Annotated in this window: 9 protein-coding genes; 5 read left to right on the top strand and 4 right to left on the bottom strand. The window is 69.8% G+C overall.

Annotated features, from left to right (window positions below; genetic code table 11):
* The first annotated feature begins 14 nt into the window (after positions 1–14).
* From ACIGXW_RS18095 to ACIGXW_RS18075, 5 genes are all read left to right on the top strand, one after another.
* Positions 15–911 (top strand): alpha/beta fold hydrolase, encoded by an 897-nt coding sequence (locus ACIGXW_RS18095; RefSeq protein ID WP_399573892.1) that lies wholly within the window; start codon positions 15–17, stop codon positions 909–911.
* 207 nt (positions 912–1,118) lie between these two features.
* Positions 1,119–3,833 (top strand): aconitate hydratase AcnA, encoded by a 2,715-nt coding sequence (gene acnA, locus ACIGXW_RS18090; protein ID WP_399573891.1) that lies wholly within the window; start codon positions 1,119–1,121, stop codon positions 3,831–3,833.
* Positions 3,834–4,115: 282 nt separating this feature from the next.
* Complete coding sequence (locus ACIGXW_RS18085; RefSeq protein WP_143170255.1) at positions 4,116–4,397, top strand: hypothetical protein; 282 nt, start codon at positions 4,116–4,118, stop codon at positions 4,395–4,397.
* Between the two features lie 28 nt (positions 4,398–4,425).
* Positions 4,426–4,764: a hypothetical protein gene (locus tag ACIGXW_RS18080; protein WP_071963377.1), complete on the top strand. Its 339-nt coding sequence runs from the start codon at positions 4,426–4,428 to the stop codon at positions 4,762–4,764.
* Between the two features lie 104 nt (positions 4,765–4,868).
* The gene (locus ACIGXW_RS18075; protein WP_399573890.1) at positions 4,869–6,182 is read left to right on the top strand and encodes a hypothetical protein; all 1,314 of its coding nucleotides are present in this window, start codon (positions 4,869–4,871) and stop codon (positions 6,180–6,182) included.
* 90 nt (positions 6,183–6,272) lie between these two features.
* Here ACIGXW_RS18075 and ACIGXW_RS18070 read toward each other — a convergent pair whose 3' ends face one another.
* The 4 genes from ACIGXW_RS18070 to ACIGXW_RS18055 all read right to left on the bottom strand — a co-directional run bounded on the left by ACIGXW_RS18070 (position 6,273) and on the right by ACIGXW_RS18055 (position 13,315).
* Complete coding sequence (locus ACIGXW_RS18070; RefSeq protein ID WP_399573889.1) at positions 6,273–7,220, bottom strand: FG-GAP repeat domain-containing protein; 948 nt, start codon at positions 7,218–7,220, stop codon at positions 6,273–6,275.
* A 131-nt stretch (positions 7,221–7,351) separates the two neighbouring features.
* Positions 7,352–8,215 (bottom strand): FG-GAP repeat domain-containing protein, encoded by an 864-nt coding sequence (locus ACIGXW_RS18065; protein ID WP_399573888.1) that lies wholly within the window; start codon positions 8,213–8,215, stop codon positions 7,352–7,354.
* Positions 8,216–8,359: 144 nt separating this feature from the next.
* The gene (locus tag ACIGXW_RS18060) at positions 8,360–9,304 is read right to left on the bottom strand and encodes an FG-GAP repeat domain-containing protein (protein ID WP_399573887.1); all 945 of its coding nucleotides are present in this window, start codon (positions 9,302–9,304) and stop codon (positions 8,360–8,362) included.
* A gap of 114 nt (positions 9,305–9,418) precedes the next feature.
* Positions 9,419–13,315 (bottom strand): GH92 family glycosyl hydrolase, encoded by a 3,897-nt coding sequence (locus ACIGXW_RS18055; protein WP_399573886.1) that lies wholly within the window; start codon positions 13,313–13,315, stop codon positions 9,419–9,421.
* Positions 13,316–13,582: the final 267 nt, after the last annotated feature.

Genomic DNA, 13,582 nt, shown 5'->3' with positions numbered 1-13,582 from the left:
GGGGAGGCACGGCAATGGCCGGCAAGATCAGTTCCTTCGCCGATGACGCGGCGCGCACGCGCGTACTCGCCGCCTACGACCGGGCCATGGCGCACTGGCCGCAGCCGCGCGGGGAACGCGACGTCGAGACCCGCTTCGGGACCACGCGCGTGTACTCCTACGGCACCGGCGACGGCATTCCCGTCGTCCTGCTGCACGGGCAGAGCGCGACCCCGGCCGAGTGGGCGCCGCACGTGGCCGCGCTCGCCGAAGGGCGGACCGTGCTGGCCGTCGACCGGGTGGGGGAGCCGGGGTACAGCACCCAGACCGCGCCGATCACCACGCAGGACGACACGGCCGCCTGGCTGGAGGAGGTCCTCGCCGGGCTCGGCCTGGAGCGGGCGCACCTCGTGGGCCACTCGTACGGCGGCTGGGTGGCGCTCAACCAGGCCGTACGGTTCCCCGGCCGCGTCGTCTCCGTGAGCGCCTACGACCCGCCGCGCGCCCTCGCGCCGCTGCGGGCGGGCTTCGTTCTGGGGGCCATCGCCGGTCTCCTGCCCGGCGGGGAGAACTTCCAGCGCCGCTGGATCACCCGGCTCGTCGGCGGGACCGGCGTGGCCGCGGAGGTCGAGGAGGACCAGACGGAGCTGACCCTGGAGGCGATACGCGGCCACCGCGTGCGGCTGCTGCCGCCGCCGTCCATGAGCGACGAGGAACTGCGTTCCCTCAAGACGCCGGCCCTGATCATGCTCGGTGCCGAGAGCGCGGTCCATGACGCCCGCCGCGCCGAGGCCCGGGCGAGCGCCCTCATGCCGGACGTACGGACCGAGATCGTGCCGGGGGCCGGGCACGGCATTCCGGTGGAGCTGCTGAACAGCCGGGTGCCCGCGTTCGTGCGTGAGGTGGAGCAGGACCTCGCCGGGCAGGCCTGACGGCTTCGGCGCACGCTCGGCCCATCTGGGCATGACCGTTTCGCAGCGATGTACTAGAGTTATCTCGACATCGAGATATCTGCCGAGAGGCGTACCGCTGTCGCGCCAGTAAGGCGTACCTAACTTAGGCACACCTTAGCGGATCCGCGCGGTGTCGGGGCGGCAGGATTGCCGCAGTACGCGAATTCATGCATGAAGGAGACTGTCGTGTCGGCGAACAGCTTCGACGCCCGCAGCACGCTGCAGGTGGGCGACGAGTCGTACGAGATCTTCAAGCTGGACAAGGTCGAGGGCTCCGCCCGCCTGCCCTACAGCCTGAAGGTGCTGCTGGAGAACCTGCTCCGCACGGAGGACGGCGCGAACATCACCGCCGACCACATCCGCGCGCTGGGCAACTGGGACTCGCAGGCCCAGCCCAGCCAGGAGATCCAGTTCACGCCGGCCCGCGTGATCATGCAGGACTTCACCGGTGTGCCCTGCGTCGTCGACCTCGCCACCATGCGTGAGGCCGTCAAGGAGCTCGGCGGCGACCCGGCGAAGATCAACCCGCTGGCCCCCGCCGAGCTGGTCATCGACCACTCCGTCATCGCCGACAAGTTCGGCACCAAGGACGCCTTCGGCCAGAACGTCGAGCTCGAGTACGGCCGCAACAAGGAGCGCTACCAGTTCCTGCGCTGGGGCCAGACCGCGTTCGACGAGTTCAAGGTCGTCCCCCCGGGCACCGGCATCGTCCACCAGGTGAACATCGAGCACCTGGCCCGTACGGTCATGGTCCGCAACGGCCAGGCCTACCCCGACACCCTCGTCGGCACCGACTCGCACACCACCATGGTCAACGGCCTCGGTGTGCTCGGCTGGGGCGTCGGCGGCATCGAGGCCGAGGCCGCGATGCTCGGCCAGCCGGTCTCCATGCTCATCCCGCGCGTCGTCGGCTTCAAGCTGACCGGTGAGCTCCCGGCCGGCACCACCGCCACCGACCTCGTCCTCACGATCACCGAGATGCTGCGCAAGCACGGCGTCGTCGGCAAGTTCGTCGAGTTCTACGGCGAGGGCGTCGCCGCCACCTCGCTGGCCAACCGCGCCACCATCGGCAACATGTCGCCGGAGTTCGGCTCCACCGCCGCGATGTTCCCGATCGACGGCGAGACGCTGAAGTACCTCAAGCTCACCGGCCGCTCCGAGCAGCAGGTCGCGCTCGTCGAGGCGTACGCCAAGGAGCAGGGCCTCTGGCTCGACCCGGCCGCCGAGCCCGACTTCTCCGAGAAGCTCGAGCTCGACCTCTCCACGGTCGTCCCCTCCATCGCCGGCCCCAAGCGCCCGCAGGACCGCATCGTCCTCGCCGAGGCCGCCGCGCAGTTCGCGCAGGACGTCCGCAACTACGTCGACGAGGTCGACGAGGCGGGCAAGGAGTCCTTCCCGGCCTCCGACGCCCCGGCCATCTCCACCGGCGCCCCGTCGAAGCCGGTCACCGTGACCGCCCCCGACGGCTCGACGTACGAGATCGACCACGGCGCCGTCACCGTCGCCGCGATCACCTCCTGCACCAACACCTCGAACCCCTACGTCATGGTCGCCGCCGCGCTCGTGGCCAAGAAGGCGGTCGAGAAGGGCCTGACCCGCAAGCCGTGGGTCAAGACCACCCTCGCCCCGGGCTCGAAGGTCGTCACCGACTACTTCGACAAGGCGGGCCTGACCCCCTACCTCGACAAGGTCGGCTTCAACCTCGTCGGCTACGGCTGCACCACCTGCATCGGCAACTCCGGCCCGCTGCCGGAGGAGGTCTCCAAGGCCGTCAACGACCACGACCTGGCCGTCACCTCGGTGCTCTCCGGCAACCGCAACTTCGAGGGTCGCATCAACCCCGACGTCAAGATGAACTACCTGGCCTCCCCGCCGCTGGTCGTCGCGTACGCCATCGCGGGCTCCATGAAGGTGGACATCACCAAGGACGCCCTGGGCATCGACACCGAGGGCAACCCGGTCTTCCTGAAGGACATCTGGCCGTCCGAGGCCGAGGTCAACGACGTCGTGGCCAACGCCATCGGCGAGGACATGTTCAACAAGTCCTACCAGGACGTCTTCGCGGGCGACGCCCAGTGGCAGGCGCTGCCGATCCCGACCGGCAACACCTTCGAGTGGGACACCGAGTCCACCTACGTCCGTAAGCCCCCGTACTTCGAGGGCATGACGATGGACACCACCCCGGTCACCGACATCACCGGTGCCCGCGTGCTGGCGAAGCTGGGCGACTCGGTCACCACCGACCACATCTCCCCGGCCGGTGCCATCAAGGCCGACACCCCGGCCGGCAAGTACCTCACCGAGCACGGTGTCGAGCGTCGTGACTTCAACAGCTACGGCTCCCGCCGCGGCAACCACGAGGTCATGATCCGCGGTACGTTCGCCAACATCCGCCTGCGCAACCAGATCGCGCCGGGCACCGAGGGCGGCTTCACCCGCGACTTCACGAAGGACGACGCCCCCGTCTCCTTCATCTACGACGCCTCGCGCAACTACATCGAGCAGGGCATCCCGCTGGTCGTCCTGGCCGGCAAGGAGTACGGCTCCGGCTCGTCCCGCGACTGGGCCGCCAAGGGCACCGCGCTGCTCGGCGTCAAGGCCGTCATCGCCGAGTCCTACGAGCGCATCCACCGCTCGAACCTCATCGGCATGGGCGTCCTGCCCCTGCAGTTCCCCGAGGGCGCCTCGGCGGAGTCCCTGGGCCTGACCGGCGAGGAGACCTTCACCTTCACCGGTGTGACCGAGCTCAACGAGGGCCGCACGCCCCGCACGGTCAAGGTCACCACCGACACCGGCGTGGAGTTCGACGCGGTCGTCCGCATCGACACCCCCGGTGAGGCGGACTACTACCGCAACGGCGGCATCATGCAGTACGTGCTGCGCTCGCTGATCCGCAAGTAAGCGGTTCCGGCGGCACAGCCGAGCGGTTGAGGGCCGCACCCCGTCTCGTACGGGGTGCGGCCCTGCCGCGTTCAGGGCCCTGCTCCAGGGGAACCGTTCCGGCCGCGTTCAGAGGAACCGTTCCGGCCGCGCGGGCGGGCGTGCGTTCCCCTTGCACCTTCTTGTGCCACCCCCCAACACGACCGGGTGATCAGGGGGTTGGAGAGGTGTTGCGTATTCCGCTCCTGGTTAGGCTCCCGCCCGGGACGACGCGAGGTGTCGTCCCAGAGGGAGGGGTGAGCGATGGGAACCGCCGTGACCTTCGGCGAACTCGGCCGGCTGTGCGGTGAGGAGCTTCCCCCGCGGATCGCGCTTTCGAGTGTGCTGTCGGCGGCAGGCACCACGGGCACCGAGCAACCCGTGTATCCGACGCTCGTGAAAACGGACCACGGAACGACGGTGGCCTACGCCTGCCAATACCGGCAGAACGCGGGCAACTCTCCCCTGCTCATTGCGCTGGGACTCGCTTCCAGCAACCCCGGTTACAGCACCACGTGTATTCCTGCGGCTATCTCCAGCCGCTGACCGCCGCTTTTCGAGAAGGGGTACGGACATGGAAAACGCCATCAGCTTCGAGGAACTCGACACCATCGCGGGCGAGGTGCTGCCCGAGCGGACCGTCATGGGCATCATCGCCACTCCGCTCGGCCTCGCCGGGCCGGGTGATCCCGCCGGCGGCGCGGGCGCCGGTGCCGGAGCCAGCAGCTCCGCGGCGGCCTCGGGCGGCGGCGTGTACGCCCCGCCGGCGTCCGACCACGGCACCACGATGCTGTCGGCCTGCCAGTCCGTGGACCGGCAGCAGCCCGCCGGCCTGCTGAGCTCGCTCAGCCTGCACTCCCAGAACCCCGCCACCGGCCTGCACTGCGTCCCGGCGGCCGTCTCCAGCCACTGATCGCCTAGCGGCTCGCCGTACGCGCCCGGGGAAGGGCCGGGATTCCTCCGGTCCTTCCCCGCCACCGCGCGGGCCGTCCGCCAGCCATCTCACGGAGAGCGCCCATGTCACTGCCATTCGCCTCGCGCACCGACGAAGCCGGGCGGGTGGGGGAGCCCGCGCTGGTGGCCGGCATCGAATTGGTCGGCGAGTTCGAGGACTCCGGCTACCGTGAGCCGCCCCACCTGGTCTGCCGCCCGGACGGCCAGATCGTCCGGCTCCCGCCCCTGCTCTACCAGGTCGTACGGGCGTTGGACGACCGGCACCACCAGGACTGCGAGCGGGAACCGGTCATGGTGCGCGTGGCCGCCGAACTCTCCCGCGAGACCGGCCGCCAATTCACCGAGGAACACGTCGCGTTCCTCGTCGACAAAAAGCTCGCCCCTCTCGGCGTCACCACCCACAGCGACGGCTCGCCGCCTCCGCCCCTCGTGAGAAGCGACCCGTTCCTCGCCTTCCGGTTCCGGCTGGCGGTGGTGCCGGAGCATGTGACCTGGTTCCTCTCCGGCCTTTTCGCCTGGCTGTTCCGCCCTTTGGTGGCGGCCGGCGCTCTCGGCGCGTTCGTAGGATGCGAGGCATGGCTGTGGGCGACCCAGGACACCGGTGCCGCGCTGCAATCAGTGCTCTTCTCCCCGGCCAACGTGCTGCTCGTCGTCTTCCTGGCCATCGCCTCTTGCGCATTCCACGAATTGGGCCACGGTGCGGCGTGCCGCTACGGAGGGGTGCGTCCCGGCGCCATGGGATGCGGCATCTACCTCGTGTGGCCCGCCTTCTACACCGATATCACCAACTCCTACCGGCTGGGCCGCGCGGGGCGCATCCGGACCGACCTGGGCGGCGTCTACTTCAACGCGCTCTTCGCCCTGGCCCTGATCGCCGTCTACGGGGCGACCGGCTTCCAGCCCCTCCTGGTGGCCATCTTCTGCGTCCACCTCGAGATGATCCAGCAGCTTCTCCCCACGCTGCGGTTCGACGGCTACTACATCGTCGCGGACCTGATCGGCATCCCCGACCTCTTCAAATACATCGGCCCCATCCTCCAGCGGTTCCTCCTCCGACGCCCACAGGACGAACGGCTCCGGGCCCTGAAACGCCGGCCGCAGATCGTCGTCGCGGTCTGGGTCATGTTCCTGATCCCGGTGCTCCTCCTCCAGTTGGGCATGGTGCTCGTCCATCTGCCCCAACTGCTCCGGGCGGACTGGCAGAAGATCAATTTCCTGATGGAGAACGCCACTGCTACGGGCAACCCCGTCCTGGGCGTGACCTCGGCGTGCCTGCAGAGCCTGCTGCTCGTCCTGCCGATTGCGGGGCTGGTGTTGGCGCTGGTGCCGGTGGTGCGGGGGTTGGTGCGTCTCGCCTGGAGATCGGCGCGGCGGTAGGGGGCCGGCCGCCGCCGGGCAAGCGGAAGGGCCGCACCCGGGGGGTGCGGCCCTTCGTCATGGCGTCATGCGGCCGGATCAGAACCCGGATCAGAACATCGTGCTGTACTGGTCCCAGCCGCCGCCGATCTTCGTGCGGTTCTCGAAGGGGTCGGTGGCGTTGCCATTGCCCCGGTAGAGCCACAGGACGCCGGACTTGTCGCGGGCGAGCAGGTCGCTGCGGTTGTCGCCGTCGACGTCACCGGTGGCCACCAGCATGTTGTAGGTGTCCCAGCCGCTGCCGACCTTGACGCGGCTCTCGAAGGGATCCTTGCTGTCGCCGGTGCCCTTGTAGAACCACAGGACGCCGTCGCGGTCCTTGGCGACGATGTCGGCCTTGCTGTCGCCGTTCAGATCGCCACGGCCGACGATGTCGGTGAACTGGTCCCAGCCGGCACCGACGCGGATGCGGTCGCTCAGGGTGCCGTCCGGGTAGGCCAGGTACAGCCACAGCACACCGGCCTGGTCCCGGGCGATGAGGTCCGCCTGGTTCGCCCCGCCGAGGTTGCCGGGGGAGGTGATGCGGTTGTAGATGTTCCAGCCGCCGCCGATGCGCTTCTGGACGACCGGGTCGTTCTCGTTCTTGCCGCCGCGGATGTAGTACAGCGAGCCGTCGAGCGTACGGAAGTAGTGACCCTCCGCCAGGCCGTCCTGGTCGAGGTCGACCAGCACAGCGGAAGTGATGTCCCGCCACTTGTCGTTGACCGCCTTGCGGTCGGCGAAGCCGCCCTGCCCGTCTCGCCAGTACTGGTAGAGGGTCGTTCCGTTGACCGCCATCAGCGGGAAGCGAGGCGCGTCGGCCGGGGACTGCGAGGTGGGTGCCGAGGTGACCGTCCTGGGCGCGGTGGCCGCGGTGGTCTTCTGCAGGTCCTGAGCGGGCGGTGCGGGACTGTCCGCGACAGCGGTGCCGGCGGCGCCGCCGACCAGCGCGGCGGCTATCGCCGCGGTGGCGAGGCGGGACAGCGCGCGCCCGTGCTTACGGCTGGGAAGATTCCCCACGTAGTTCTCCTATGCCGATGGAAAAGATCGCGGCGTCCCTGGTCGGGGACGCCGCGAGATTCCTGGATCATTGCACAGGATCTTCACAAGGAGGCGGGCCGCACCCCGTCGGAGGTACGGCCCGGCCGGGCCTAGAAGAAGTTGTTGTACTGACCCCAGCCGCCGCCGATGCGCACACGGCTCTCGAACGGGTCGCTCTGGTTGCCGTTGCCCTTGTAGAGCCACAGGACGCCGGCGGTGTCGCGGGCGAGCATGTCGCTGCGGCCGTCGCCGTTCACGTCACCGCTGGAGACCAGGGTGTCGAAGATGTTCCAGCCGCTGCCGACCTTGACGCGGCTCTCGAACGGCCGGGTGGGGTCGCCCGTGCCCTTGTAGAACCAGAGGACGCCCGCCTTGTCCTTGGCGAGGATGTCGGTCCTGCCATCGCCGTTGAGGTCGCCGCGGCCGGCGATGTGGGTGAACATGTCCCAGCCGGGACCGACGCGGTAGCGGTCGCCGAGAGTGCCGTCCGCACGGCCCTGGTAGATCCAGAGCACGCCGGACTTGTCGCGGGCGAGGACGTCGGGCTCCTTGGTGCCGCCGAGGTTGCCCGGGGAGAGAAGACGGTCGTAGATGGTCCAGCCACCGCCGACGTAGACGGGCTCCTTCTCGCCGGTCTCGTCCCTGGTGTCGGCGAAGAACAGCATGCCGTCGGTCAGCCGGATGTACGAGTGGTCCGCGGTGCCGTCCTGGTCCTGGTCGGTCTGCATGGCGGCCGTGATGCCGGTCCACTCGTTCTCGACCAGCTTGCGGTCGCCGAAGCCGCCCGCGCCGTTGGGCAGGTACTCGTAGAGTTCGCCGGACGCCTTCGAGGCCATGAACGGGAAGTAGGGCGCCGGGGCGGTGGGGGCGGCGGACGCGGTACCGGCGGTGGTGCCGACCAGTGCGGCGGCTATCGCCGCGATGGCGACGCGCGACAGGGCGCGTCCGCGCTTGCGGCCGGAGGAAAGGGCCACGTGGTTCTCCTAGAACGATGAGAAAGACGCGGCGCCCCCTGCGGGGCGCCGCGAGACACTCGGATCGTGCCAGAAGCCTTTGCTGCTGCTTTACGCAGGGGTGGGAAGAGCGTTCAGGCGGAACGGTGCGAAGCCGTCACCGGATCAGAACATCGTGACGAACTGGTCCCAGCCGCCGCCGATCTTCGTGCGGTTCTCGAAGGGGTCGGTTGCGTTGCCGTTGCCCTTGTAGAACCACAGGATGCCCGACTTGTCGCGGGCGAGCATGTCGCTGCGGCCGTCGTCGTCCATGTCGCCGACGCTCACGAGCTTGTCGTAGGCGTTCCAGCCGCCGCCGACCTTGACCCGGCTCTCGAACGGGTCCTTGTAGTCGCCGGTGCCCTTGTAGAACCAGAGGACGCCCGCCTTGTCCTTGGCGACGATGTCGGGCTTGCCGTCGCCGTTGAGGTCACCGCGGCCCGCGAGGTCCGTGTACTGGTCCCAGCCGGGGCCGACGCGGAAGCGGTCGCTGAGGGTGCCGTCCGGGTGGGCCAGGTAGATCCACAGGACGCCGGACTTGTCGCGGGCGATCAGGTCGGACTCGCCCGCGCCGCCCAGGTCGCCCGGGGAGAGGAAGCGGTCGTAGATGTTCCAGCCGCCGCCCAGCATCGAACCGCCGCCGCCGGTGTACTCCAGCTGGCCGTCGCTGTGGCGGACGTACCAGGCGTCCCACTTGCCGTCACGGTTGTGGTCGACCGCTGTCGCCTCGGTGAAGTTGTTCCAACCGAAGCCGATGATCCGCTGATCGCCGAACCCGCCGTGGTGGTTCTGGTCGTACGCGTAGCCGACGCCGTCACGGTCGGCCGTGATCAGGGGGAAGCGGGGCGCCTCGGCCGTGGGGCCCTCGGCGGACCGCAGCGCCCGCGGCGCGGCCTTCGGCTGGGGAGCGGTCTTCTCGGCCTGCTGCGCCGCTGCCGCGGGCGATGAAGCCGGAGGCGGCGTGTCCGCGGCAGCGGCGCCCGCGGTGGCGCCGACCAGGGCGACGGCTATCGCCGCGGTGGTGAGACGGGAAAGGGCGCGTCCGCGCTTACGGCCGGAAACGTGGGTCAAGTAAGGCTCCATTAATAGGGACATAGGGTGACTTACCCCGCGTAAGCGGGGCAATGTCGCCCGACCATGGAGAGATCATTTCACACACCCTTTATGTGTCAATCGCAATTTAAGTCAGGCCAGCAACTCCACCTCCGCCAGCCTCGCCTCGCCCCCCGAGCCCCCCGAACTCCCCACCGCCTCCAGCCGGTAGAGCCGGTACGCCCCCGGTGCTCGGACCTCGAACGGGCGGGTCTGGCGGTCCCAGGTGAAGGATTCGCCCGAGCGGCGGTCGAGGTCGGTCCAGTGGGTGGCGTCGTTCGAGCCGCGCAGGACCCAGGCCGTCGGGGCCTTCGTGCGGTCCGAGGAGGTGAGGGTGTACGTGGTCACGCGGGACGGGCCGGATGTCGTTGTCAGGTTGGTCGTCGTGAGGGGGGCGTCCGTGCGGGAGTGGTCGTCTGTGAGGGCCGAGTCGCCGGGGAGGGTGATGTCCGAGAGGGGGGAGGGGATCTTGTCGTCCTGGGTGATCGAGGTGGGGGCGGCCCTCTCGGTCGTGCCCCAGGACGACGGGCTCGGGCCCATGGTGAACTCAAGGGTGGCGCCCTTGGCCAGGAGGGAGTGGGGGAGGGCGGTGGAGTCCCAGGAGCGGCCGTTGACGCGGAGGGACTGGACGTAGAGGTTGCGGGCGCTGTTGCGGGGGGCCTTGATCACCAGGTCGCGGCCGTTCTCCAGGTGGACGGTGGCCTTGGTGAACAAGGGGGCGCCGACCGCGTACTCGCCCTGGCCCATCACCAGCGGGTAGAAGCCGAGCGCGCTGAAGACGTACCAGGCCGACATCTCGCCGTTGTCCTCGTCGCCCGGATAGCCCTGGCCGATCTCGCTGCCGAGGTAGAGCCGGGAGAGGACCTCGCGGACCTTCTCCTGGGTCTTCCACGGCTGCCCGGCGGCGTCGTAGAGGTAGGCGACGTGGTGGGAGGGCTGGTTGCTGTGGCCGTACATGCCCATGCGGACGTCCCGGGCCTCCGTCATCTCGTGGATGACGCCGCCGTAGGAGCCCGCGAACTCCGGGTCGCCCGTCTCGGGGGTGGAGAAGTAGGCGTCGAGCTTCTTCGCCAGGCCCGTACGGCCGCCGTAGAGGTTGGCGAGGCCGCGGGTGTCCTGGGGGGCGGTGAAGGCGAAGTTCCAGCCGTTGGCCTCGGTGTAGTCATGGCCCCAGACGCGGGGGTCGTAGGAGTCGGGTCCGAGCCGCCAGGCGCCGCTCTCGTCCTTGCCCTGGAAGAAGCCGATCCGGGAGTCGAAGTGCTTGACGTAGCCGCGGGCACGGTTGAGGAAGTAGGCGGACTCCTCACGGTAGCGGGGCTTGTGCGTCCGTTGGTAGAGGGACTGGCCCATCCTCGCCAGGCCGAAGTCGTTGAGGTAGCCCTCCAGCGCCCAGGACGTGCCCTCGCGGATCCTGGTGCTCGTGTAGCCGAGGAAGACGGAGGTCTCCATGCCCTTGCGGCCGGTGCCGGGGTCGTCGGGGGCGACGGTCGCGTTCTTCAGCGCGGCCTCGTACGCCGCCTCGCCGTCGAAGGCGACGCCCTTGACGTGGGCGTCGGCGAAGGCGACGTCCGAGCTGGTGCCCGTCATCAGGTCGGCGTAGCCGGGGGAGGACCAGCGCGAGATCCAGCCGCCGTCCTTGTACTGCTGGACGAACCCGTCGACCAGCTTGCCGGCCAGCTCGGGGGTGAGGAGGGAGTAGGCGGGCCAGGCGGTGCGGTAGGTGTCCCAGAAGCCGTTGTTGACGTACACCTGCCCGTCGACGATTCTCGCGCCGGTCGTCGTCGGGGTGTCCTCGCCCGCCGGCGGTGAGAAGGGGCTGGCGTAACGGAGGCGTGGGCGCCGCGCCGTGCCGGTGTTCTCGTGACCGGAGTTGGGATACAGGTACAGGCGGTAGAGGCTGGAGTAGAGGGTGGTGAGCTGGTCGCGGCTCGCGCCCTCGACCTCGACGCGGCCGAGGATGGCGTCCCACGCGGCGCGGGCGCGGTCGTGGACGCTGCCGAAGGAGGTGCTCGCCGGGATCTCCTGCTCCAGGTTGGCCTTCGCCTGGTCGACGCCGATGAGGGAGGTCGCGATGCGCAGGGTGACGGTACGGGCCCGGGCCGGCGCGAAGCGCAGATAGCCGGTCACGCCGTCGGCGGCGTCGCCCCCGGCGTCCCCCTTGACCTTGCCGCCCGCGGTGACGGGCGAGTCGAAGACGCCGTAGACGAAGAGGCGGCCGGCGCCCTTGGACAGGCCGCTCCGGACGTCGGAATAGGCGGTGAAGGACCTGCCGGCCGGGTCGAGGGTCAGACCACCCTTGTTCTTGACGTTGTCAAGGATGACGCTGGCATTGTCGCCCGGAAAGGTGAATCGCATCATCGCGGCGTGGTCGCTGGGGACGATCTCGGCCTTCAGGCCGTTCTCGAAGGTGACGCCGTAGTAGTGCGGCCGGGCGATTTCGTGGGAGTGCCGGAAGGGGAGGGCGCGTGCGGAGCGTGAGGCGGAGGGGATGTCCGGGGCCACCGAGGGCATGACCTGGAAGGTCTGCCGGTCGCCCATCCAGGGGCTCGGCTGATGGCTCGCGCCGAAGGCCTGGACGGTGGGGAGGTTGTCGGGGTTGTTGGTGGCCGCGTACTGGTAGAGCCAGTCCATGGAGCCCGCGTTGGTGAGGGGGGTCCAGAAGGTGAAGCCGTGCGGGACGGCGGTGGCCGGGAAGGTGTTGCCGCGCGAGAAGTTCGAGCTGGAGTGGGTGCCGCGCGTGGTGAGGGCCCAGTCCGCCGGGTGGGCCGGGGCCTTCTCGCGGGGGGCCGGGGCGAGCGAGATGTCGTCCACCCAGCCCCGGAACTTCGCGGGGCCGACCGGGGAGTCGTAGGCGATCAGGACGCGCTCGACGGTCTTGCCGGCGGCGACGGCCCCGATGTGCGACTCCTTGTTGTTCCACTGATTGACGTAGAGCGTCCGGGAGGCGGCCTGGCCCTGCGGGGTCAGCCGCGCGCCGTGCTGATCGACGGCGCCCAGGTCGCTGAGGTAGGTGCCGTCGGTGAAGGCGAGGTCGATCGAGACATGGGTGGCCGGGTAGCGGGCGTCCCGCTCGGGCATGGAGGGGAAGACCTTGTACGACAGCAGGGTCCTCGGCGTGACCTTGGTGCGCACGCCGAAGACCTTGTTGTACGAGTAGCCGCGCCCGGTGGCCTGGTGCACGCCCCCGTAGCGCAGCGCGTGGGTGCCGGTGAAGCCCACGCGGGCCTTGGCGGTGGGGGAGCCGGTCGGGCCCCGGTCGACGTGGCTGCGCATGTCGGGGGGCGGGGGAGTGCCGTTGCCGCCCGTGGCCAGCTGCACCTCGGCGAGCTGCAGGACGGGCTCGCCGCTGTTACGGGTTATCTCCAGGCGGTACTGCCGGTAGGCGGTGGTGCCCTCGAAGGAGAACTCCCGGGTCTGCAGGCGCCTTTCGAAGCTCTGGTCCCGGCGGGAGTCGAGGGTCGTCCAGTTCTTTCCGTCGTCGGAGCCCTTGAGCGTCCAGTCCCGCGGGTCCCGGCCGGGGGCGTCGTTCGCGGAGGTCAGGGCGTAGCGCACGGCCTTGACCGGCTGGGCCAGCTCGAATTCCAGCCAGGCGGCCCGCTCGAAGTCGAGCCATTTGGTCGCGCTCTCCCCGTCGATCAGGTTCTCCTTCACCTCCCCCGCCTCGGCGTGCTCGCCGCTGGCGCGGACGGCGGTGACCCGGTCGGTGACATTGCCGGGGATGCCGCTGGTGTCGTCGCCGTCGACCCCCGCGGAGCGTCTGCGTCCGTCGGGGCCGGTCTCGACGGCGTTGCGCCAATCGGGCTGCGGCTCGCCCGCCTCGAAGGACGAGGCGAAGCGCTCGGTCGCCGCAGCCCCGGGCCCCGGAGGGCCCGCCGACACGGCTCCGCCCTGCGTGACCTGAGCGCTCGTCACCATTACGGTGGCCAGGAGGAGGGCCGCGGGGCGGGCCCATCGGCGCCCTCGGCGGCGGTTTCCGAGCCTGAGCCGCATCCCTTGCCTATCCACGAAGCTGCCTCCACGAAGCCTCGAAGCCCACCGAATCCGACAACGTTGTCACCCGAGTCGCGCAGTGTTAAGTAGGGCGTGAGACACCAGTGGTGTCAAGGGTCTCGGGGCTGGTGTCGCGCGGCACGCCCGCGTCCGGTCGGCCGCGCGTACGGGGCGCGGCGCACCTGCCGGACGCCATGGCGCCGCAGTCGCCCGCCGGGGCCGGCGCGAGGTCTCAACTCGGGAAAGCCCGAGGTCTCAACTCGGGAA

Origin of the sequence: Streptomyces sp. NPDC053079 (assembly GCF_044546695.1) — a bacterium.
GTDB lineage: Bacteria > Actinomycetota > Actinomycetes > Streptomycetales > Streptomycetaceae > Streptomyces.
Note: the sequence above shows the minus strand (reverse complement) of the source record. Positions and strands in the feature narration are given on the sequence as shown.

What these genes read in the sequence shown, in the direction of transcription:
- ACIGXW_RS18080 (WP_071963377.1), top strand. Translation starts at nt 4,426, where the DNA reads ATGGAAAACGCCATCAGCTTCGAGGAACTCGACACCATCGCGGGCGAG.
- ACIGXW_RS18055 (WP_399573886.1), bottom strand. Translation starts at nt 13,315, where the DNA reads ATGCGGCTCAGGCTCGGAAACCGCCGCCGAGGGCGCCGATGGGCCCGC.
- ACIGXW_RS18075 (WP_399573890.1), top strand. Translation starts at nt 4,869, where the DNA reads ATGTCACTGCCATTCGCCTCGCGCACCGACGAAGCCGGGCGGGTGGGG.
- ACIGXW_RS18085 (WP_143170255.1), top strand. Translation starts at nt 4,116, where the DNA reads ATGGGAACCGCCGTGACCTTCGGCGAACTCGGCCGGCTGTGCGGTGAG.
- ACIGXW_RS18095 (WP_399573892.1), top strand. Translation starts at nt 15, where the DNA reads ATGGCCGGCAAGATCAGTTCCTTCGCCGATGACGCGGCGCGCACGCGC.